Origin of the sequence: Collinsella aerofaciens (assembly GCF_028209625.1) — a bacterium.
GTDB classification, from domain to species: domain Bacteria; phylum Actinomycetota; class Coriobacteriia; order Coriobacteriales; family Coriobacteriaceae; genus Collinsella; species Collinsella aerofaciens_AM.
This window is the reverse complement of the sequence record NZ_JAQLDU010000013.1, coordinates 23,854-46,761: the sequence shown is the minus strand read 5'-3', so window position 1 is coordinate 46,761 and position 22,908 is coordinate 23,854. Positions and strand designations below refer to the sequence as shown.

Sequence of the window (22,908 nt, the reverse complement as noted above, 5' to 3'; positions counted from 1 at the left end):
TCGAGGCAAGCAGAAGCTATGCCACAGGCTTAACATCATCCATGACGACGTTATCCATAGCAGCTCGATTGATCTGGTGAACGTAAATAGAAAGACGGATGGCCGTGCGCGACTCCCCGTTAATAAGGATGTCGGAGAACACGGGCGCGCAGGAAATATCAAAACCGGTTGGAATCAAAAAACCGCGCGCGATAGCCACAGCCTTTATGGCCTGGTTGACCGCACCGGCGCCGACACACTGAATGTTGACGGGCACACCATCCTTGACCATGCCGGCGATGGCGCCGGCAACGGACGCGGGCGATGATTTGCTTGATACCTTCAGGCAATCCATGAAGAAACTCCTGCGTTTGAAAGTACGTTTTAACTGCAATAACTGTATCGTACCGAGTGGACTCGGTAAAGGCACTATTCCTCTTTGGCAAGATCGAAGGTCACAGTGATTCGATCACGCGAAACGCGAATCTTTGGGTCGCCGCAAAGGTTGAGATAGTACCGGGCGGCAAGGTCATTAAAGTCGCGCTCCACAGCACGCGAAAACTGTGCCATGTCATCCTTGGCAATACGAAGCCCGCGACGATCCTTCGCGAGATCGACAGGAGCCGGCGCATGCGAGGACGAATCACGCTCGCGCAGCAGACGCGCGGTCACACCGCGAACGGGCTTAATCTGCCCTGCCAAAATGCGATGGGCCGTGCGCTCGGACATCTCAAGACCCAAACCCGAACAAATACGGATAAAGTCCTCGGCATCAGAAGCAAGGCCTAAACGATCGACAACCGGAAGCTCGCTCTCGTCATCAATGAACAGGAGACGAGACGTATCGAGCCGACTTGACGCTTGAGCATAAAGGGTCGCGGCAATCTCAGACGGAGAACCGAGATAGACATCGCAACCACGCAACTCCTCGAGCGCAAACTCACAAGCAGCGCGAATAATATTATGTGGACCGCGAGCGCAGACATAACGTCCGTCCTCATCCTTGACGGCCTGGGGCCAGCTGGACTGATCGGCACGCTCACTGAGGTGGTCGGCCGCAACGCTCACCTTGAAGGCTGAACCAAGATCGACGCCGGACGTGACCACACGGGCCTCGTCGGTGTTCTGCTTAATCGAAAACAATGCCATGCCACGACCGTGAACGCCCCAACGGTCCATCTTCATGCTCTCGAGCTTGGAGGTAACGCGGGCATCAAAGATTCGCTCTTGCATATCCTGCGGAACGCCAGAACCGTTATCCAGAAAGACAAGCGTGCGGACGCCATCTTCCTTGGTCGTGGCGAGATAGACCTTGTCGGCGCCGGCATCGCGAGCATTACGGAGCATTTCGATGACGATGTCCTCGACATGCTGAATGTCGTGCTTAGCCTGGCGCCGCTCGGCCTCCGAAACGCGGAGGCGGACATACCCCTCGCCAAGGTTCTCCTCGACGCGAAGGTTGCCCTCCCCCGACATCGACGCGATAAATGAGATGAGCTCGTTCGCGTCGCTCATGTTATTTAGCGATATCGACAGCGCGGCTCTCGCGAATCACGACGACGCGCACCTGACCGGGATACTCCATCTCTTCCTCGATCTGATGGGCGATATCGTGAGCCAGGACCGTGGACTGGGCATCGGAGATCTTGTCCGGCTGGACCATGACGTGGACCTCGCGACCGGCCTGCATGGCATAGGTACGTTCGACGCCGTCATGGGAGTTGGCGATCTCCTCAAGCTTCTCAAGACGCTTGATGTAGTTCTCGGCAGACTCGCGACGGGCACCGGGGCGAGAGGCAGAGACAGCATCGGCGGCCTGCACCAGGACATCGAGCACCGTGTTGGGGTCGACATCGGCATGGTGAGCCTCAATAGCGTGGACGATAACGGGCTTCTCGCCATAACGGCGGGCAAGCTCGGCGCCGATGACGGCATGCGGGCCCTCGACGTCGTGGTCGATTGCCTTGCCCAGGTCATGAAGCAGGCCGGCGCGCTTGGCGGTCACAACGTCCAGGCCAAGCTCGGAAGCCATCACGCCGCACAGATCAGAGACCTCGAGGGAATGCTGAAGCACGTTCTGACCAAACGAGGTACGGTAGCGCAGGGCACCAAGGGTCTTGACGATCTCGGGGTGCAGATCGTGGATGCCGGTATCGAAGGCAGCCTGCTCGCCAGCCTCGCGCACGCGCTGCTGAACCAGGTCGGCGGCCTTGTGATACATCTCCTCGATACGGGCAGGGTGAATGCGGCCGTCGGCGATAAGGTTCTCGAGGGCGACGCGGGCGGTCTCACGACGGACCGGGTCGAAGCTCGAAAGAACGACGGTCTCGGGCGTGTCGTCGATCACGAGGTTGACGCCGGAAACCTGCTCGAAGGTCCGGATGTTGCGACCCTCGCGACCGATGATACGGCCTTTGAGGTCATCAGAGGGAATGTGCACGGAGGTAACGGTGACCTCGGCAGTGTGATCGGCAGCGCAGCGCTGAATCGCCAGAGACAGAATCTCCTGGGCGGTCTTGTGGCACTCGGCGCGAACCTGCTGCTCGGACTCGCGAATGATCGTGGCGGCCTCGTGGGTGACCTCGCCGCGAACCTTATCAAGGAGCTCCTTATGCGCGTCCTCGCGGGTAAGGTCGGCGATACGCTCGAGCTCGGAGGTCTGCTTTGCGCAGAGCTCCTCGAGCTCACGGGAGCGCTTCTCGACCTGACCGGCCTGGCTGGACAGCTGATGCTCGCGCTTGTCGAGAGCGTCGTTGCGGCGATCGAGAGATTCCTCGCGCTGCATCACGCGGTTCTCGAGCGTACGAATCTCGTTCTTACGCTGCTTGTCCTCGGCCTCAGCGGCCTGCTTGTTCTTGATGATCTCCTCTTTAGCCTCGAGCAGAGCCTCTTTTTTGAGGGTCTCGGCCTGACGCTTAGCATCACCGATCAGGGACTCAGCCTGTGCGTGTGCCGACTGGATTTTTTCGTCGGCCTCGTGAAGACTACCCTGCTTGGCGGTGCGCATGTAGGCAATGGCGGCGATGGCACCCAAAACGATGCCAACGAGCGCTGCGATGATAGGCATGCTCACTCCTTTTTATGGATTCGTTACACAACAAAGCGAACCGTCCTTACGAACGGCTCGCGACATTTGAGTAATATGGGCGCAGCTTATGCGGGTCGGATACAGATAAACATATAAACAAACTCATCACAGATGAGCACATATCACAAAGCAAATGACAGTGTTTATCGTACGTTGAACCACAACAACTGTCAAATAAATGGCCCCAGCACGGCGGCTAAAACGCGGTGAACGGCAGGGCCACAAAACGCATACGCCTAAACCGCACATTCCTCACGTTCGGCATCGAGACGTGCCTTAACGGCATCGGCGGCGATGTGATACGAGAAGCCCTTGCCCATCAAAAACCGAACCAGTTTTTCGAATCCGCGCGTCTCTGGAACACGCCGCTTGGCGAGCAGGGCTGACGCACGCGCCAAATCGTCTTCGACGGCAAAATAATCCTCGGGATAACCGGGAATGTCATCGAGCACGACATGACGGCGCTTGAGCTCGGTCTCGATTTTACGCTGTCCCCAACCGCGCCGCTTGCGTTCCTCGATAAAGTACGAGCAAAAGTGGTTCTCGTCTAAAAAGCGATACTCGGTGGCGCGCTCGACGGCGAAATCGATCGCGGGCTGGCGAAAGCCGTAGCGTGCCAACTTGTCACGGACCTCACCCGTCGCATGGTCGCGGCGCGATAGCATCTCGGTCACCATGGTAAGTGCACATTTACGCTCGATGAGCTGCACCGCTTCACGAAAGTTATCCCAATCACAGGGAAGATCGGGGCGATTTTTGATATACAAGCGCGCGACCCGCACGGGAATCCAAATGGACCGCTCAAAACCGCCCTCAAGCTCACAATCGATATGTGCGCAAGGCTTTTTGGACGCATACCCGCTCGAGAACGAGGAGGCCGCCTTCTTATCGGGAAAGACGACCGTGGCCTCGGTCACAGTATACGACATGAGCGTAACCGCTACTCGTCGTCATCATCGAGCATGGCGGAACCATCGATGGCGTAAAGCTCGTCAAACTCCTCAGGCGCAGGCTGATCGGTCAGCTCGACCTCGGACGGAGCATCGTCGTCAAACTCAAGCCCGCAGGCAAGGCGGACCTTATGCTCAATCTCGTCGGCGCAATCGGGGTGTTCGCGCAGGAACGCCTTGGCGGCCTCGCGACCGTTGCCGAGCTTGTCCTCGCCATAGGCAAACCAGGAGCCCATCTTCTTGCAAATGCCGCACTCGACAGCCATGTCCAGAATCGAGCCCTCCTTAGAGATGCCCGTACCGTACATGATGTCGAACTCAGCAGAACGGAACGGAGCTGCCACCTTGTTCTTAACGACCTTGGCGCGCACGCGGTTACCGATAACCTCATCCTTAAGCTTAATGCTGTCGATGCGGCGAATGTCGATACGCACCGAAGAGAAGAACTTAAGGGCGCGGCCGCCCGTCGTGGTCTCGGGGTTGCCGAACATGACGCCGATCTTCTCTCGCAGCTGGTTAATGAAGATGCATGTCGTGTTGGACTTGGACAGCGAGCCGGCGAGCTTGCGGAGCGCCTGACTCATCAGACGAGCTTGCAATCCGACCGTGGTATCGCCGATCTCTCCCTCGATCTCGGCACGCGGGGTCAGCGCGGCGACGGAGTCGACGACGATGGCATCGATGGCGCCGGAACGCACGAGCATGTCAACAATCTCGAGCGCCTGCTCACCCGTATCAGGCTGGGAAATCAGTACCTCGTCGATATCCACGCCAATGCGCGCGGCATACGTGGGATCGAGCGCGTGCTCGGCATCGATAAATGCCACCACGCCACCCATTGCCTGGGCTTCGGCCAGGATCTCGAGCGAAAGCGTCGTCTTACCGGAGGACTCAGGACCGTAAATCTCGACGATACGGCCGCGCGGCACACCGCCGATACCCAGAGCGGCATCGAGTGCCAGAGCGCCCGTGGGGATGGCCTCAACCTCAAGCTCGGGGCCGCCGTCACCATACCTCATGATGGAGCCTTGACCGAACTTCTTCTCGATCTCGGCCTTGGTGGTGGCGATCATCTCATCGCGCTCTTTACCCGTCGTGCGAGCATGAACGGTACGTACGGGACCTGAATTCTTGGCCATGAATAGCCCTCCTCTTAACAACCTGCATCGATAATAAACGAACGGCTGTTCGTGGTCAACCGTTCAGGCCAATCATATGCAGGCAGTCTTTCCAAAACCCAACCAAACGCCGACCAAACACTGACCAAATGCTTGACCACAAAGGGGCAAATAAGAACAAGAAAGGCAAAAATACACCTATGACCAGCGCAAACGCTAAATTCGTCAGGGGTCCCTATCTCCACATTTAAGGGGCCCGAAGGCCCCTTAAAACACGTCTATTCCATAGAGTTAAGCACAAGGGCAATGCGTCCCAATGCCTCCGCGACCGCATGGGCACGAATACACGAACGGTCGCCCTCATAGTGGCAGCGCACAGAGTCCACGACCGGCACTTCCCCATCAGCCGCGCGATACGCCCAGCCAATATAGAAAGTGCCAGCCGGATCGTCCTCAGTGCCGCCGCCGGGGCCGGCATAACCCGTTGCGCTCACTGCAATATCGCTCTGGTACAGCTCCAGCGAACGCGCCGCCATCTCGCGCGCGGTCTGATGCGACACCGCGGTATAGCGGTCGAGCGTCTCCTGATCAACACCCAAAACGCGATGCTTGATCTCATCGCAGTAGGTCACCGCACCGCCACGCAGCACCGCCGAGGCGCCCGGGATATCGGCAATCGTCGAGGCGATCATACCTGCTGTCAGCGACTCAGCCGTCGAAACCGTCACGCCCCGAGCGCTCGCGCGCTCGACAATATGACGCGCCAGCTCCTCGTTATGTGCGGAAATCTGCTCAAAAGAGTCCGTCATACCCACCAGAACCTAGACCGAAAAGACGATCTTGCGGCAGTTCCAGAAGTACTGGGCGCCCGAGATAACGGTCAGGACAACGGCAACGGCGTACAGGAAGCGCGACACCGAGTAGATGCCGAGCGTCAGCGCCAGCGGGCCAAGGTGCAAGCCGGCCATCGCAAAGACGCACAGGTAACCGCAGATGGAGACCATCGTGGTCGCCGTCTTGTACTTGCCAAGCTTATCGGCGGCAACGACCACGCCGGCGGCACTCGCAACCATGCGCAGGGCGCTTATCAGCAGCTCGCGGAACAAGATGATGAACACGGACCAAACCGACACGGCACCAAAGTCCAAGAATAGCAGCAGGGCCGAGAATACGAGCAGCTTGTCGGCGATGGGGTCCAAGAATTTACCGAAGTCGGTAATCTCGTTGCGCGAGCGCGCCAGGTAGCCGTCAACCTTATCGGTGCACGACAGGATGACGTACAGAATGAAGGCAGCGGCGGCGAGCGGGCCGTCGAAGGTGCTCCAATCTGTACCGGCAACACTCGTGTGAGAAAGCGCCGACACAATCATGAACACCGGGATAAAGACGATGCGAACGCACGTCACGATGTTGGCGGGCGTCCAAACACTCGTCAGTTCCTTATTGCTCTCGTTTGCCACGACGCTCTCCTACTCCACAACATGGCCGATAAGCTCATAGCAGAAGCTATCGGTAAACTCGACCGTCAGAATATCGCCCACAGATGCCTCGCTGGCATCCAGATGCACCGCGCCATCGGAATCAGGCGCCTGGAACCAGGCATGTCCGATCAGCTCGGCGCCGTCCTCGGTCTCTTCGATACCGTCGACAATCACCTGGGCGCGCTCGCCCACATGTGCGGCAGTTGCAGCAAAACCGAGCGACTCGGCCAGGTCCATGGCCTCCTGGGCGCGCTCGAGCTTGACCTCTTCGTCGACCTGGCCCTCCATCTTGGCGGCCAGGCTGCCCTCCTCCTGCGAGTAGGCAAAGACGCTCGTGTAGTCGAAGCCGACGGTGTCCATAAAGTCGATAAGGTCGCGGAACTCGTCGTCGGTCTCGGTCGGGAAGCCGACCATGGCCGTGGAACGGATCACGATGCCGGGGATGCGCTCACGCAGATCGCGGAACAGGTCCTCGAGCTCCTGGCGCGAACCAGAACGGCGCATAGCCTTGAGGATGCGCGCGTCGCAGTGCTGCACGGGGATATCGATATAGGGCAGCACCTCGGGCGTATCACGAATGGTCTCAATGAGCTCGTCGGTCATGCCCTCGGGCTGCAGGTAGAGCACACGGACCCAGACGTTCTGCGGACGCACGGCCTCGGCGACGGCGCGCAGCAGCTGCGCCAGATTGCGCGGCGAGCCATCGGTGACGTCTTCGTCGGCAAAGTCGGTGCCCCAAATACCCGTGTCCTGGCCGATCAGCACGATCTCGCGCACACCGCCGTCAACCAGGTCGCGTACCTCGGAGATAATGCTCTCGGCATTGCGCGAATGATAGCGACCGCGAATATAGGGGATCATGCAGAAGCTGCAGAAACGGTTGCAGCCATCGGAAATCTTGACGTAAGCAACGGCGCCCTCGACAGTGCGCTTGACTTGCGGAATATAGGCAGCGATCTCACGCTCGACACCCAGCACGCCATCGATGACCGCCACGATGCCGTCCTCCTCGTCGGCCTTCACAAAGGCAGCGACCTCGGGCAGCTCGTCAGGCAGGTCGTCGCCATAGCGCGACGGCACACAGCCGCACATGACGATGGGACAAGAACGAACGCCGTCCTGAACCTCGTTGGCGAGCTCGAGCGTGGTCTCGATGCTCTCGGACGTTGCGGAGGCGAGGAACGAGCATGTATTGACGATGGCGATATCGGCATCCTGTGGGTCGAATGCCTCCTCGTAGCCCGCGGCGGTTAAAAGAGAACGCATGCGGTCGGTGTCAACCTCGTTCTTAGCGCACCCGAGGGTGATGTAGAGCACGGAGCCCAACGGTGTATCCATGTTGGAGAGCAGTCCTTTCGAATGATATTAGCGGTAGTTGGTGAACTGCAGCGGCTGGCCGTAGTCCTGGTCGCGCAGGAACTGGATAACGGTCTGCAACGCGTCCTTCGAAGCAGAGGAAACACGCAGCTTCTCGGCCTCGATGGTCACCTTGACCTTGAGCTTTTGGTCCTTGATGTCCTTATTGATCTTCTTGGCGGTCGCCTGGTCGATACCCTCGACGATATGGCCGAGCACGCGCACGGTGCCGCCCGATGCCGCCTGCGGAGCATCCCACGAGACAGCCTTGAGGTCGATGCCGCGCTTGATGAGCTTGGAGCTCAGGACATCGATGATCTGCTTGGAGACAAAGTCGGCCGGGGCGTTGATCGTAAAGAGCTTGTCGCCCTTCAAAAGCTCGATCGTGGCGCCGGAATCCTTCAGGTCATAGCGCTGGGAAATCTCGCGCGTGGTCTGCTGGAAGGCGTTGTCGACCTCTTGCATGTTGACCTCGGACACGACGTCGAAGCTGGAATCTTTAGCCATGATGTTTCCTTTCGCGTACGAACGGCTTAGTAGCTATCGTACGAATAGTCGGTAGAATCGGTGGGCGTCTGGCCGTCAGTTGCGGTATCGGCGCCATCCGTGGACTGGGCATCGGTGCCGTCGGTGGTGTCGGCACCATCAGATCTTTCACCATTCTCGGAATCAGTCGTCTCCTTCTTGGGAACGGTGATCGTCACGCGCGCCACGCCCGAGGTCTTGGTATCGTAACGGACCTTTTCGCCGTTCTTGGTAACGGTGACATCGGAAGGCTTAGACGTGGTGATCTCGATCGAGGACTCGGGCGTGTACTCCTGCTCAAAGGGGCCAGTCGCCTGAGCGCCATAAACCGACTTTCCGTCGACCTTGACCTCAATCCACGCGGTCTTTCCCTTGGCAACGGAGACCTTAACCTTTGTGACCTCGTTCTCTTCCTTCTTGGCCGTCGTCTTGGCGGCGTCCGAATCAGTCGACTCGTCAGTCGGCTCATCGGTGTCTTCGTCCTCGTCGACCGTTTCGGTCTTCTTAGAAGACTTCTTGGTCGTCGTCTTGGTAACAGCGGGCGTCTCGGGCGTGGTCTCGGGCGTCGAAGATGCGCAGCCGCGCAGAAGTACCACGATGAGCACGATCAGCAGCAACGCCACGGCACCGATACCGGCGTAGACGATACGCGGATCGAGCCCGTTGTTTTGAGGAGCACGGGAACCGCCGCGTCCACGACTGGAACTGTTGCGGCCGCCTCCCTGAGGCATACGGCCACGATTGCTATCGGAACGGCCGCAATAGCCACCCTGGCCCTGAAGGCTGCGCTGACCCGAGCGGGGCGCAAGTTCACCGCGGCCTTGATAGCCACGCTGGCCCGCACGCGGAGCCGAAGAGCGCTGGCCATACGGCTGTGGTTGAGAGCGAAGACGCGGCGTCACCTGCGTGGTATCGGCGTCCGCATAGCCACTGCGAGAGCGTCCGGTGGAGATACCACGGTGACCGCGATCGGAATAGCCGCCGTCGCCGTAGCCGGCACGAGGGTCACGCGCCACGCCGCGGGCAGCGGGAAGTGCACGGTCCTCGGGCATCGGCGTACTGCGGAACCGGTCACGCTGCGAGCGAATCTCCTCGCCCGAACCCGTCTCGGTAATATAACCGGCCTGCTGAGGACGCTGTCCATAGCGAGTCGAACGACCGCCCTGAACCATCAGAAAGCGCCCGTTATCGACAGAGGAACGCGAATTGACGTAGCCGGCGGCGTCCTGGAAACGACCGCCCTGCTGCGACGTCTCGCGTTCGTATGCCATCAGTTCGTCAAAGTAGGCATTGACGACCTCGCGCGGATTGAGTCCCAAAAAACGAGCATAGCTCGAAATCATGCCCTGCGCATAGCCGCGCGGCGGCATCGAAGCAAAGTTACCGGTCTCGAAAAACTCGATGATCTGCGGCCTGATTTTGATGGTGTTGGCGACCTGCTGAATGGAAAGGCCCATTCGGCGACGCTGCTCGAGCAGCATGTCACCAAAGCGTGCAGCCATCAGAATCCTCCAAACTCACGATCTTCACGTGCCATCTCGGCGTCGACAGATTCCAGCGCGGCAAGCCCCTCCTCGTCCAACAGGACCTCGCGCGGCTTAGAACCGTCGGGCGGGCCGACGACACCCTTTTCTTCCAGCATGTCCATAATACGCCCGGCACGCGCATAGCCAACCTTCAGACGACGTTGCAGGCCAGATGTGGAGCCAAGCTGCGATTCCACCACAATATGGGCGGCTTCCCAAATGAGCGGATCATCGTCTTGCGGCTCGGCGACTCCGGTGCGGACAATGCCGCCGCCACCAGCCATGGACATGGAAGCGGGCGCCACGGCGGACAGAATCTCCTCGTGGTAGTCGGGCTCGCTCTGCGACTTGACGAACTCGACAATCTCGTTGATTTCGTCGTCCGAGACAAAGCAGCCCTGGATACGGCGGGGCTTGCCCCAGTCGACCTTGGAGAACAACATGTCGCCCAAACCGGTGAGCTTCTCGGCGCCCATCTGATCGATGATGACGCGCGAGTCGATGCCCGTGGCGACGTTAAAGGCGATGCGGTTGGTGATGTTGGCCTTGATGAGGCCCGTCACCACGTTGGAGCTGGGGCGCTGCGTGGCAACGATAAGATGAATACCGGCGGCACGGCCCAGCTGTGCAATACGCACGATCGAGGCCTCAACATCCTTACCGGCGACCATCATCAGGTCAGAGAGCTCGTCAATGATAATGACAAGGTAGGGCATCTTTTGCGGCGGATTGTCGTAATGCTCAAACTCGCCAGCAGCCTGCTTTTCGTTGTAGGTCGAGATCTTACGCACGTTGAGACGCTCGAAGACCTTCAGGCGACGCTCCATCTCGGACACAGCCCATTGCAGAGCGCTCGCGGCCTGCTTGGGCTCGGTCACCACGGGCACATAGAGATGCGGCAGACCGTTATAGCCCGCAAGCTCGACGCGCTTGGGGTCGACCATGATCAGGCGAACGTCCTCGGGAAGGGCGCGCATGAGCAATGTCGTGATGATGGAATTGATCATCACCGACTTACCAGAACCGGTCGTACCGGCAATCAACAGGTGAGGCATCTTGGCGAGGTCGGCGACAACCGGCGTGCCCTCGGCGTCGCGGCCGATGGCGAGCTCGAGCGGACCGCCCTTCACATAGGGCAGCACGTCGCCCAGATTGACGTTCTGGCGCTTGCGGTTGGGAATCTCGATGCCCACGAGCGAGGTGCCGGGGATCGGGGCAAAGATACGCACCGACTGGGCAGCGAGCGAAAGCGCGATATCGTCCTCGAGGCTCGAGATTTTGCTCACACGCTCGCCCTCACCGGGCTGCAGTTTAAAGGTCGTCACCGTGGGGCCGGCGATCCAGCCGACCACGCGGGCACTGCGGCCAAACTCAAGCAAGGTGGATTGCAGTGACTCAGCGGTCTGCTCCAGCTCCTTGTCCGAAGACGCGGCGGAAGCCGACTGCGGGTTGGCATGCAGGATTTCGAGCGGCGGAAGCTTGAGGCCGTCCTCTTCTTCGCCCTCGTTATCTGCGGCGCCGTCGTCCACTCCCCCATCACGAGCCGCAGCCGATTCGATAGCACTCGTGGCAGGCGCACCGGCAACCTTGGGATGCTTCAGGAAGTCGGGAATCTGAGGTGCGGCCGAGACGGGATTCACGACAAACGGCGGCTCGGACTCGTCGATCTTATCGGAGTCGTCTTCCATCGAAAGCTGGCCGGTTACCTGGCCGCGCTTTGCATGGCGACGCGGCAGCAAAGTTGTCTTTGCGGTCTCAATCGGACCCTCGTCGTCCTCGTCATCGCCCTCGGTGAGCTCAATCTCGCTATCGGACCAAGACGGGTCGGGCTCACTCGTATTGAGCTTAGGCGCAGACTTGCCCTTCTTGGCATGGCGGCGCGGCAACAGCGTGGTCTTGGCTCGCTCGGCTTCAACCGACTCGGATACGTCGACAAACGGGTCATCGTCCTCGTCATCATCCAAAACCGGGTCGACATCGCCACCCATGACCGTGGTCACCGCGGCGTCAGTCCCCTTCTGGCGCAGAATGCTCAGGTGCGGACGGGCGACGCCGGGAACCGACAGGGCCTCTTCATCGCCCCACGGGCTCGCATTGACATCGGCACGTCGACGCTCGGCAAAATCGGCAGCGCGATCGCGTGCGGAGCGCAAAACGCCACCCACCGAAAAGCCGATAATGACCAAACCAACGACGACAAGCCCCAGCAAGACAACCATGGCGATAGGTTTACCCAGGGCGTTTTGCAAGGCACTTGCGATAAAGGCGCCAATGTAGCCGCCCGACACGGAAAGGTTCTGCGGCGTAAACATAAGGTCGCACGAATCGCTCGTGCCCGGCACCATCAGCGAAAGAATGGAGACGACGGCGATAAAGACCACGGCGCCGCCCGCGACAGAGCGCACGTTGAGCGGCGAGTCCTCACCCAAAAAGAGCGTGGCGGCAAACAGCAAGATGACGATCGGCAGCACGTAGGCGCCCAGACCAAAGCCCAGGTGGTAGAAACCGGCAACCGCAGCCGTCACGGGCGCTGTTGCCGGAGAGATCACGGCAATGAAGGACGCGATCGCCAAAACGGCGATGACCACACCGGCGATATCGCGATTGGCCGAAGGCTCGACCAAGGGCTCAAACTCATCGAACTCGGACTCGTGGCCCTTATTGGCACGCAGATGGGAACCGGCACCCTTAGCAGATGCCGGTTGGTTATTGGCCTTATTGCCTTTGGCGTTTTGTGCAGATCCGCGCGCCAAACTAAACCTCCATGACGACCGGGATGATCATCGGACGGGTGCGCGTACGGCTCCAGATAAAGTTAGAGAGCGAATCGCGCACGGCCTTGCGAATGGCATCGGAACCGCTGCTGGTAAAGCTAAACTTACCCTTCTCGATCGTCTTCATAATGGACGCGGAGGCATCCTCGGAGAACTGGTCGTCGATGGCAAACGAGACGCCGCGGCCCGAGAACTCGATGGCCTCGATCTTCTTGTGTTTGAGGGAGACGATGGCAACGGCCGTGACCATACCGTCGTTGGCGAGCTTCTGGCGATCGCGCAGGACGATGGGGTCGGTATCGCCGATACGCAGGCCGTCGACGTAAACGACACCGGACTCGACGGGCGTACCGCGCTTGACGATACCACCGCGCATCTCGAGCGTGTCGCCGTTATCGAGGATAAAGATATGATCGTCCTTGATGCCCATCTTGCGGGCCAGCTGGGCATGGGCGCGCAGATGCACGGCCTCACCGTGAACCGGCATAAAGTACGTGGGCTTGGCCATGGCCATCAGGAGCTTGAGCTCCTCCTGGCTACCGTGACCCGAGACGTGGACGAGAGCGCGGTTCTTATCCCACACGTCGCAGCCGAGCTTGGCCAGGCTGTTGACGACCTGCTGGACGGCCTTCTCGTTGCCAGGAACGGGAGTTGCCGAAAGGATAACGGTATCGCCCTCGTGGATGGAGAGCGTCTTGTGCTCGCCATTGGCCATGCGGGACAGGGCCGACAGCGGCTCGCCCTGCGAACCAGTGCACATGACGACAATCTTATCGTCGGGCAGGTTATCGATATCGAAGGCATCGATGATATCGGCGTCATCGATGTTGAGGTAGCCCAGCTCACGCGCCACGCGGGTGTTCGTGAGCATGGAGCGACCGGTCACAACGACCTTACGGCCGCACTTGCGGGCGGCATCGCAGATCTGCTGCAGACGATGGATGTGGCTCGAGAACGACGCGACGAACACACGACCCGGGGCGTTCTTGATGGCGTGCAACAGGTTGGGACCAACCTCGGCCTCGGACTTGGTAAAGCCGGGAACCGTGGCATTGGTGGAGTCGGAAAGCAGCAGGTCGATGCCCTGCTTGGCAAAACGGCTGATAGCGGCATAGTCGGGCGTGACGCCGTCGATGGGCGTCTGGTCGAGCTTAAAGTCGCCGGTGTGCATAACGGTGCCCTGGTTGGTGCGAATGAACACGCCCAGAGCGCCGGGGATGGAGTGCGTCATCGAGAAGAAGTCGAGCGAGATGCCGCCGAGGTTGACATGGCTGCCGCCCTTGACCTCACGGAACTTGGGTGCGCGGATGCGGAACTCGGAGAGCTTGCCCTCGATAAAGCCGAGCGTCAGCTTGCTCGAGAAGATGGGCACCTTATTGTTGAGGTCCTGCAGCAGATACGGAAGCGAACCGGTGTGGTCCTCGTGGCCGTGGGTGACGATGATGCCGCGGAGCTTCTCCTCGTTCTCAAGAACATAGGTGTAGTCGGGAAGCACCAGGTCGATACCGGGCTGGGAGTCATCCGGGAACATAAGGCCGGCGTCGACGAGCACCATGTCGTCGCCGCACTCGAAGACCGTCATGTTCTTGCCGATGCCGTCAAGGCCGCCAAGCGGAATGATCTTCAAGGGAGATGATTTTTTAGCTGCCATAGGTGAGTGTTGTTTCCTTTCTTCGAAACGTGTCTGGAACAACCGACGGGGCGCTTCTGGCAAACCGACCGCCGGGAACGTACAAATATGCATCGCAGAGTCGATGCAATAACCACAGTATGATACCCATTTGCCCACCAACAGACCACCCATGCATCAAAGCCCCATCCAAACCGGTCTATCCCGCCGGTTTCCCGTGGGGCGGGCACTGATGAAGTTTCCTGCTCTACAGTCCTGCTCACGACGGAGGCCACATTAAGTGGCCTCCTGTTCGTGCGGAACTCGCGATAAACTTCATCAGTGCCCGCCCCACGGGAAACCTGCCAAAAAGGGACAGGTTTATTTTGGTCGGTTTTATCTGGGAAGATGCTGCTGCGGCTATCTACAGATCTGAAATCTGACTACTGAATAGACTGTCTAACTAAATAGCGAGCGGCACTAACCAGTCCTTTTGCTTGCGCCCGGGAGGGCCGCATATGAAGTTTATCGCGAGTTCCGCACGCAAAGGAAAGCACTTAATGTGCTTTCCGTCTTGCGCAGGACTGTAGAGCAGGAAACTTTACCCGCGGCCCCCGCCGGGAACAGCAAAAGGGCGGCCCCCGTCCGGAGTCGCCCTTGCGGTGCTGGTTATGTACGGCTGTTACTCGGCGTCGTGGTGACGGCGGGGCTTGCGGCCTCCGTTGTCGCCGGGACGGCGCGGACGGTCGCTGCGCTCGGAGCGCTCGCGACGCGGACGCTCACGGCGCTGGAAGTGCTCGCCGTCGCCCTCGGAGGCACCCTCGGCACGAGCCGGGGCCTCGGGCTTGTCCAGACGATCGAGCGAGATCTTGCCGCGATCGTCGACCTCGATGACGACGACCTTGACCTCGTCGCCCACGTTGAGGACGTCCTCGACCTTCTCCACACGACCCTTGGCGACGCGGGAGATGTGCAGCAGGCCGTCCTTACCGGGCAACAGGTTCACGAAGGCGCCGAAGGGCTGGATGGAGACCACACGACCGGTGTACTCCTCGCCCGGCTCGGGAACCTTGATGATGAGCTTGATACGCTCGACAGCCTGATCGACGGACTCGCCGGTGCCGCCGACAAAGACGGTGCCGTCCTCCTGGATGTCGACCGAAGCGCCGGTCTCGTCCTGGATGCCGCGGATGACCTTACCGCCGGAACCGATGACGTCACGGATCTTATCGGTCGGAACCTGGATGGAGACGATGCGCGGGGCGGTGCTGCGCGTGGTATGACGCGGCTCGGGGATCACATCGAGCATCTTCTGCAGGATGAAGGCGCGACCCTCCTTGGCCTGCTGCAGGGCGCGCGCCAGGATGTCGAAGGTAAGGCCGGTGGCCTTGTTGTCCATCTGCAGGGCGGTGATGCCCTCGGTGGTGCCGGTGACCTTAAAGTCCATGTCGCCCAGGAAGTCCTCGAGACCCTGGATGTCGGACAGGACCACGGTCTTGCCCTCCTCCTGGATCAGGCCCATGGCGATACCGGAGACCGGGCGCTTAATGGGCACGCCGCCGTCCATAAGGGCGAGCGTGGAGCCGCAGGTCGAAGCCATCGAAGAGGAGCCGTTGGACTCCATGACCTCGGAGACCACGCGGATGGCGTAGGGGAACTCGTTCTCGTCGGGGAGCACCGGAAGCAGGGCGCGCTCGGCCAGGTTGCCGTGACCGATCTCACGGCGCTTGGGGCTGCCCATGCGGCCGGTCTCGCCGGTGCAGAACGGCGGGAAGTTGTAGTGGTGCATGTAGCGCTTGCCCTCGGTGGGCTCGATGGTATCCAGACGCTGGCCCTCGTTGAGCATACCGAGCGACAGGACGGAAAGCACCTGGGTCTGGCCACGCTGGAACAGACCGGAGCCGTGAACGAGCGGCAGGTAGTTATCCTTCACCATGATGGGGCGAATCTCATCGGCGGCACGGCCGTCGACGCGCTCGCCGGTCTCGACGACCATGGTACGCATAGCCTTCTTCTCGAGCTTCTTGAGCGCCACGGGAATCTCGCGCTCCCAAGCGGACTGCTCCTCCTCGGTGAACTCGGCACGGACGGACTCCTTCAGAGCCTCGACCTTACCGATACGGGAGAGCTTGTCGGCGTCGCGAAGGGCGGCTGCCATCTCGTCGTAGTGGGCGAAGATGCGCTCCTGGACCTCCTCGACGGGCTGGTCGAGCGGGTACTCCTTCTTGACGATGGCGCCGTTGATCTGCTCCCACTCGGCGACAAACTCGTCCTGAGCCTGGCAGAAGGCAGCAAGGGCCTCCTGGCCAAACTTCATGGCGGCGAGCATGTCGTCCTCGGAGATCTCCTCGGCGCCGGCCTCGACCATCGAGATGAAGTCGGCGGAGCCACCCAGCTCCAGGTCCAGATCGGAGTTCTCGCGCTCCTCATAGGTGGGGTTGACGATAAACTCGCCGGTCTCCACGTTGCGGCCGATGCGCACGCAGGCAAGCGGGCCCTCGAAGGGCACACCGCCGAGCGTCATGGCCAGGGAGGCACCCATGACGTTGATGACGTCGAAGGGGTTGACCTGGTCGGCGACGAGCGAGGTGGCGACAATGTGCACCTCGTTGCGGAAGCCGTCCGGGAAGCTCGGGCGAATCGGACGGTCAATCATGCGCGCGGTGAGCGTGGCCTTCTCGCTGGGACGGCCCTCACGCTTGAGGTAACCACCCGGGATGCGGCCGGCTGCGTACATCTTCTCGTTGAAGTCGACGGTCAGCGGGAAGAAGTCGTAGTTCTTGCGCTCCTTGGAGACAACCACGGTGTCGAGCATCGTGGTGTCGCCCTGCTTGACCAGGCAGGCGCCGGTGGCCTGCTTGGCAAGCTCGCCGGACTCAAAGGTGTAGGTCTTGCCGTACAGCTCAAAGGTCTTGGATACGAGTGTCATTGTTCTCCTTTACCCCACAGGCCCCTTGCCTGTGGGCTTCTCATGTGACGCGGGCCCCCTGCCCCCGCCACGCTTCAGAGCGTGATTGTTCGCGCCCTTACACAAAAAGAGCGCCCCGCTGCGCAGGACGCTCTTAGCATGTACAAATCCTTACTGGATGTTGTCGCGGATGCCCAGAGCCTTGATGAGCTCACGGTACTCGACGATGTCGTTCTTCTTGATGTAGGAGAGAAGACGACGACGACGGCCGACGAGCATGAGCAGGCCACGACGGGTGTGGAAGTCCTTCTGGTGGGACTTCATGTGCTCGGTCAGCTCCTTGATGCGCTCGGACAGGATGGCGACCTGAACCTTGGGGTTGCCGGTGTCGACCGGGGTGTTACCGAACTGGGCAGTCAGCTCAGCCTTGCGCTCTTTGGAAACAGTCATTGTTTCACCTTTCGTTTCTTGTCGCCCGCGGGCGACACTATTCGCCTCGGACTGGGAAGCCGTCGGTGGAGCGAGCATCCAAGGTCGAGGTACCAACAGGTCGGTATGTTACCACAAGCAGACCGCCCATGCGCATCATCACCGACCCAACATGAATTCCATCGCACGGAGGCGCTGGTCGGTGTGCGTCGCAGCCCACACATGCGAAAGCCCGAGCAAGAACGCCGCCGTATGCGGGTCGATTCGCTCGACCATGAGTGCATCGAAGGTCATGGACATGAGGGCGCGCAGCCACTCGACCTCACCGGTCGAAACCAGCTCAGCACCCGGAACGCTCGACGCGCACGAACCGCACATGAGCCCGCCCGCCTGGGGCGAAAAGTACGACAGCATGGGGTCTCCGCACAGCACGCAGGCCGAAAAATCGGGTCGATAGCCCACGTGCGACAGAAGTTTAAAGACAAAGGCCGCCACGAGCAGGTCCATATGTGCCGAGTCGAGCCCACAGCCGACAAGCGTGAGCGCCCGCTGCGTGATGGCAAAGGTAAACGGGTCCTCGGCGTCCTCGAATGAGCACACGCGCGCGACCTCGGCAATCGCGCTTGCGGCGCAGGTCGTCTCGTAATCGGGCGCGGCGCCAACCGGCGCTTCCAAAAGCTCGGCCTGAGAAACAACGTCGAGCGAGCGTCCATGTGCGAGCAGCATATCGACGGTACAGAATAATTCGCAGCGCGCCGCCAAGCGCCCACCGGGTTTGCGGGCCCCCTTTGCCACGGCACGAACCTGACGACCCCGCTCGTCAAGCATCGTCAGAATCAGATCGGTCTCTTTGAGCTTGGTCTTGTCGAGCACGATCACCTTCGTGCGATATGTCCGGGAGCCTGCCATGCGCGCTGCGCGTCCTTAGTCCTCGGCGTTGTAGCCAAAACGGCGAATCTGAGCCTCGTCGTCGCGCCAACCGGCCTTGACCTTCACGTCCAACTCCAAAAAGACCTGCGTGCCAAAGATGCGCTCAAGATCGCGACGGGCGTCGATGCCGATATGCTTGATCATCTCGCCGCCCTTGCCGATGATGATGCCCTTTTGGCCCTCACGCTCGACATAAATGGTGGCGTGCACACGCAGCACCTTCTTGGTCTGCTCGAGCGCATCGCAAATAACGCCAACGGAGTGCGGAATCTCATCACGGGTGCGGCGCAAGACCTTTTCGCGCACAAACTCGGCAACGAGCGTCTCGTCGGAAGCGTCGGTACCCATGTCCTCGGGGAACCAACGCGGACCCTCGGGCAAAAAGTGCGCAACGGTCTCGATGAAGGCATCGACGTTAAAGTTCTTGACCGACGACGTCACGATCTCGTCGTCATATTCCATAAGCTCGTGGGCGGCCTTAAGCTGCTCCATGACCTGTGCGGGGTCGGCTTCATCGGCCTTGGTGAGCACCAGGACCTTCTTGGAACGGGCATTCTTGACACGCTCGGCAACCCAGGCGTCTCCCCTGCCGATCGGTTTGGTGGCATCAATCAAAAACGCGACAACATCGACATCGTTCAGCTCGAACAGCGCGCTCTTGTTCAGCTCGGACCCTAGACCGTCCTTGGGCTTGTGGATACCCGGGGTATCGACAAAGACCAGCTGGTAGCCGGGGCGGTTGACGACGGCGCGCATGCGGCGGCGGGTCGTCTGGGCCACCGGCGAGGTGATGGCGACCTTTTTGCCATAGCAGGCGTTGAGCAGCGTTGACTTACCGGCGTTGGGGCGGCCGACCAAGGCCACGAAGCCACTGCGGAAACCGGGCTCAACGTCGCCAAAGCCCGCGAGGCTGTCGTCCTCATCGCACAGGGCGTCGAGCTCCTCGTCGCTCATGCCCTCAAACGGGTCGAACTCCTCGACTTCCTCATAGGCCTCGGTCGCCTTAGCATCCGGGGACTCGTCGTCCAAAAATTCATCGATAGGCTGCATATTGTCGGACATGGGAATCCCTTTCTAAATAAAGCCGAGCGCGTGGGCAAATACCAGCAAGCCCACAATCGCGGCGGTGATTGAAAGTACGTATACCGAGGCGGCGGCGATGTCCTTGGCGCGTTTTGCCAGCGGATGGAGCTCCTGGGTCGCCAGATCGACAATGGCCTCCATGGCGGTATTGCACAGCTCGCCGTGAATCACCAGGCCGCAGCAGATGATAATCGTGGCCCACTCGGCAATGTCGAGCCCCACGATGCAGCCGGCAATGACGGTGCACACGCCCGCTACGAGCATAACCTTAATGTTGCGCTCGGTCTTGACGGCGGTGACGAAGCCCTCCATGGCGTAGGAGAACGACTTTAAAAAGGACGGATGATCCTTGTTCGATCCGGGAATCATAAGCGGCTCCTAGTCGTGGCCATGATTGGTGATGGGGCCGACGTGAACGAGTTTGGGGTCCTCGCCGCGCTCGAGCGCCAGATCGCGCAGGATAGCGTCCTCGCGGGCCTCCATGACCTCGGCCTCGTCGTCCTCGATATGGTCATACCCCAGCAGGTGCAGCATGCCGTGTACGAGCATCAGGCGGCACTCGTCGACAGGGCTATTGCCAAAGCCGGGGGCCTGACGGGCAATGACCTGCGGGGCCAAGATGATATCGCCGAGCTCGAGCGTCTCGTCGGCGGGAATATCCTCGTCAAAGGCCGAGTCGCATTCAAACGAGAGCACATCGGTGGTGCGGTCGATGCCACGCCACTCGTGGTTGAGCTCGTGCATCTCGTCCTCGTCGACATACGAAAGGGAAATCTCGACTTCACGTTCAACGCCCTCGGCGGCAAGCACAACCTCGCAGATGTGCTCCACCTCCTGCGCGTCGAGCAGCGTATCGAGCTCGGCATCGTTGCTGATCAATACACTCAACGGGACTCCTTTCGGTCGCGCGAGCGCTGCTCGCGCACGTCATCATAAGCATCATATGCCTCAACGATACGACCCACTAGGGCATGGCGCACCACGTCGGCGCGCTCCAGGTGTGCAAACGCCACATCGTCGACACGGCCCAAAATCTTCTCAACATCCGCCAAGCCACCACGACGACCCACCAGGTCGCGCTGGCTGAGGTCGCCGGTAATCACGAACTTGGAGTTGAATCCAAGGCGTGTCAGGAACATCTTCATCTGCTCGGGCGTAGTATTTTGCGCCTCGTCGAGCACCACGAAAGCATCGCTCAGCGTACGACCGCGCATATAGGCAAGCGGGGCGATCTCGATCACGCCGCGCTCCATAAGCTCATCGGTGCGCTCGCGATCCATCATGTCAAAAAGGGCGTCGTAGAGCGGACGCATGTACGGATCGATCTTTTCCTCGAGGGTGCCAGGCAAAAAGCCCAGGTTCTCCCCCGCCTCGACAACAGGACGCGTCAAGATCAAACGGCCCACCTCATGGCGCTTGAGCGCGGCAACGGCGAGCGCCATGGCCAGATAGGTCTTACCGGTACCGGCAGGACCCAAGCCAAAGGTGATGGTATGCGAGCGAATGGCATCCACATAGCGCTTTTGCCCAAGCGTCTTGGGGCGAATGACGCGGCCGCGATACGAAAGCAGCACGTCATCGCGAAGCGACGTAGCCTCGTGCTCACCGTCGCGCAAGACGGCCAGGCAGCGAGAGACATCGTCAGCAGACAGCGTGCGCCCGGCCGTCGCCTCGCGAAAAGCATGTTCGAAAAAGCGAGCCACGAGTTCGACCTCGTCCGGGTCACCGCTCACGGCGATGCTATCGCCACGGGCGACCACATGGGCGCGAACCAAGCTCTCGAGTGCACGAAGGACGCCGTCGCCGGCGCCCAAAACGCACGAGGGATCAATTCCCTCGGGAACGGTAAGTCTAATCTTCGAGGCTTCCATGGACCTCCCTGCGCGCATGGACCAAGCCGGAATCATCGACTCCGATGATAGCAACATCGAGCAGGCACGGGGCTGTAAGTCCACAGGTATCGTCAAGACGGGCATGATGGAACGAACCGAGCGTCAGGCTGTCACCATACTCGAGCACGGCACGCTCGACAGTGCCCACGCGACGACGAGCATCGGCAATAGCGAGCTCCTGCGCCGTGTCTCGCATACGACGGCTGCGCTCGGCCATAACCTCGGGCGGCACCTGGTCGGGCATGTCGGCAGCAAGGGTACCGGGACGCTTGCTATAGCGGAACACGTGCATACGCGAGAAACCCACACGGCGGCACAGCGCCAGCGACTCCTCGAACTCCTCGTCCGTCTCACCAGGAAAACCGACGATGACGTCGCACGAAAGAGACGCCTGGGGCAAGTTGGCGCGAATCATACGCACCGTGTCCTCAAAGGACTCCGCACTATAGGGACGACCCATGCGATGCAAGGTTGCCGTACAGCCGGACTGCACGGGCAGGTGCAAAAACGGGGCAATACGCTGCGGATAGCGCGCCATAACCTTAAGCAGGCGCTCAGAGATATCCATGGGCTCGACCGAGGAAATGCGCACATGCGGAATAGACGTGCGCTCCATGATGGCCTCGAGCAGCTCATCGATTTCGACATGCTCGTCGGTCGCGCTCTTGCCATCGTAGGCACCCAGGTTCACACCGGTCAGCACCACCTCGGGCACGCCGGCCTCCTGGGCCTCGCGAACTTGCTCGAGCACGGACTCGACGGGCACGGAGCGCTCGGGGCCGCGTGCCTTCCACACAATGCAATAGGTGCAGCGATGGTTGCAGCCGTCCTGAATCTTCACGCCCAGGCGAGAGCGACCGAGCGCATCGACCACGTCGCCATCGCTACAGGCGGGCACGCTATCGGATTCAACACCCAGCACCTCGCAGACGCGCTCGGCGACGTCAATCTTGGACGGCTCGGCGATCACGCGATCGGAGAGCTCCAGCAGCTCCTCGGGATGCAGGTTGACGACGCAGCCGGTTACGACCACGTAAGGCTCGCCCGGATAGGCCAGCGCATGACGAACGGCCTTACGGGTCTTGGCCTCGGCCTCGCCCGTAACGGCACAGGTGTTAATGACGATCAGGTCGGCATCCTGGGGCTCCACCATAGCAAAACCCAGGCGCATAAGATCGGCAGTGATACGGTCAGACTCAACCCGGTTGACACGGCAGCCGAGGTTGACGGCGGAAATATGGGGTGCGAGCACGCGGGCTC

At 60.4% G+C, this 22,908-nt stretch carries 20 protein-coding genes; all 20 read right to left on the bottom strand.

Annotated elements, in window-relative coordinates:
• Nucleotides 1-16 precede the first annotated feature (16 nt).
• The gene (locus PMW70_RS07345) at nucleotides 17-334 is read right to left on the bottom strand and encodes a stage V sporulation protein S (protein WP_006235982.1); all 318 of its coding nucleotides are present in this window, start codon (nucleotides 332-334) and stop codon (nucleotides 17-19) included.
• 74 nt (nucleotides 335-408) lie between these two features.
• Nucleotides 409-1,494, bottom strand: a complete 1,086-nt coding sequence (locus tag PMW70_RS07340; protein ID WP_271744402.1) for an ATP-binding protein — start codon at nucleotides 1,492-1,494, stop codon at nucleotides 409-411.
• 1 nt (nucleotide 1,495) lies between these two features.
• Nucleotides 1,496-3,046: a ribonuclease Y gene (gene rny, locus PMW70_RS07335; RefSeq protein ID WP_089573375.1), complete on the bottom strand. Its 1,551-nt coding sequence runs from the start codon at nucleotides 3,044-3,046 to the stop codon at nucleotides 1,496-1,498.
• Between the two features lie 257 nt (nucleotides 3,047-3,303).
• Nucleotides 3,304-3,996, bottom strand: coding sequence for a regulatory protein RecX (locus PMW70_RS07330; RefSeq protein WP_271744400.1), 693 nt, complete (start codon nucleotides 3,994-3,996; stop codon nucleotides 3,304-3,306).
• A gap of 11 nt (nucleotides 3,997-4,007) precedes the next feature.
• A complete protein-coding gene (recA, locus tag PMW70_RS07325; protein ID WP_022094695.1) occupies nucleotides 4,008-5,156 on the bottom strand; it encodes a recombinase RecA in 1,149 nt (382 codons plus the stop codon).
• Between the two features lie 257 nt (nucleotides 5,157-5,413).
• Nucleotides 5,414-5,944 carry a CinA family protein gene (locus PMW70_RS07320; protein ID WP_117654796.1) on the bottom strand — a complete coding sequence of 177 codons (531 nt, stop codon included), beginning with the start codon at nucleotides 5,942-5,944 and terminating at the stop codon, nucleotides 5,414-5,416.
• Nucleotides 5,945-5,956: 12 nt separating this feature from the next.
• On the bottom strand, nucleotides 5,957-6,505 hold the full coding sequence (pgsA, locus tag PMW70_RS07315; RefSeq protein WP_416378078.1) for a CDP-diacylglycerol--glycerol-3-phosphate 3-phosphatidyltransferase: 549 nt from the start codon (nucleotides 6,503-6,505) through the stop codon (nucleotides 5,957-5,959).
• A 99-nt stretch (nucleotides 6,506-6,604) separates the two neighbouring features.
• Nucleotides 6,605-7,954 (bottom strand): 30S ribosomal protein S12 methylthiotransferase RimO, encoded by a 1,350-nt coding sequence (gene rimO / locus PMW70_RS07310; protein WP_271744395.1) that lies wholly within the window; start codon nucleotides 7,952-7,954, stop codon nucleotides 6,605-6,607.
• A 27-nt stretch (nucleotides 7,955-7,981) separates the two neighbouring features.
• Nucleotides 7,982-8,479 carry a YajQ family cyclic di-GMP-binding protein gene (locus PMW70_RS07305; RefSeq protein WP_271744393.1) on the bottom strand — a complete coding sequence of 166 codons (498 nt, stop codon included), beginning with the start codon at nucleotides 8,477-8,479 and terminating at the stop codon, nucleotides 7,982-7,984.
• A gap of 26 nt (nucleotides 8,480-8,505) precedes the next feature.
• Complete coding sequence (locus tag PMW70_RS07300) at nucleotides 8,506-9,999, bottom strand: helix-turn-helix domain-containing protein (protein ID WP_271744392.1); 1,494 nt, start codon at nucleotides 9,997-9,999, stop codon at nucleotides 8,506-8,508.
• On the bottom strand, nucleotides 9,999-12,776 hold the full coding sequence (locus PMW70_RS07295) for an FtsK/SpoIIIE family DNA translocase (protein ID WP_271744389.1): 2,778 nt from the start codon (nucleotides 12,774-12,776) through the stop codon (nucleotides 9,999-10,001). The genes PMW70_RS07300 and PMW70_RS07295 overlap by 1 nt, the downstream gene beginning before the upstream one ends.
• 1 nt (nucleotide 12,777) lies before the next feature.
• A complete protein-coding gene (locus PMW70_RS07290; RefSeq protein WP_117654800.1) occupies nucleotides 12,778-14,448 on the bottom strand; it encodes a ribonuclease J in 1,671 nt (556 codons plus the stop codon).
• 640 nt (nucleotides 14,449-15,088) lie between these two features.
• Nucleotides 15,089-17,335, bottom strand: coding sequence for a polyribonucleotide nucleotidyltransferase (locus PMW70_RS07285; RefSeq protein WP_271744388.1), 2,247 nt, complete (start codon nucleotides 17,333-17,335; stop codon nucleotides 15,089-15,091).
• A 150-nt stretch (nucleotides 17,336-17,485) separates the two neighbouring features.
• The gene (gene rpsO, locus PMW70_RS07280; RefSeq protein WP_035138510.1) at nucleotides 17,486-17,764 is read right to left on the bottom strand and encodes a 30S ribosomal protein S15; all 279 of its coding nucleotides are present in this window, start codon (nucleotides 17,762-17,764) and stop codon (nucleotides 17,486-17,488) included.
• Nucleotides 17,765-17,902: 138 nt separating this feature from the next.
• Nucleotides 17,903-18,652, bottom strand: a complete 750-nt coding sequence (gene recO, locus PMW70_RS07275; RefSeq protein WP_271744387.1) for a DNA repair protein RecO — start codon at nucleotides 18,650-18,652, stop codon at nucleotides 17,903-17,905.
• A gap of 15 nt (nucleotides 18,653-18,667) precedes the next feature.
• Nucleotides 18,668-19,735, bottom strand: coding sequence for a GTPase Era (gene era / locus PMW70_RS07270; protein WP_271744385.1), 1,068 nt, complete (start codon nucleotides 19,733-19,735; stop codon nucleotides 18,668-18,670).
• 12 nt (nucleotides 19,736-19,747) lie between these two features.
• Complete coding sequence (locus tag PMW70_RS07265; protein ID WP_099431794.1) at nucleotides 19,748-20,125, bottom strand: diacylglycerol kinase family protein; 378 nt, start codon at nucleotides 20,123-20,125, stop codon at nucleotides 19,748-19,750.
• 9 nt (nucleotides 20,126-20,134) lie between these two features.
• Entirely contained in the window at nucleotides 20,135-20,644 is a 510-nt protein-coding gene (gene ybeY, locus PMW70_RS07260) for an rRNA maturation RNase YbeY (protein ID WP_271744384.1), read from the bottom strand.
• A complete protein-coding gene (locus PMW70_RS07255) occupies nucleotides 20,641-21,627 on the bottom strand; it encodes a PhoH family protein (protein ID WP_271744383.1) in 987 nt (328 codons plus the stop codon). The genes ybeY and PMW70_RS07255 overlap by 4 nt, the downstream gene beginning before the upstream one ends.
• Entirely contained in the window at nucleotides 21,608-22,900 is a 1,293-nt protein-coding gene (locus PMW70_RS07250) for a MiaB/RimO family radical SAM methylthiotransferase (RefSeq protein WP_271744382.1), read from the bottom strand. The genes PMW70_RS07255 and PMW70_RS07250 overlap by 20 nt, the downstream gene beginning before the upstream one ends.
• Nucleotides 22,901-22,908: the final 8 nt, after the last annotated feature.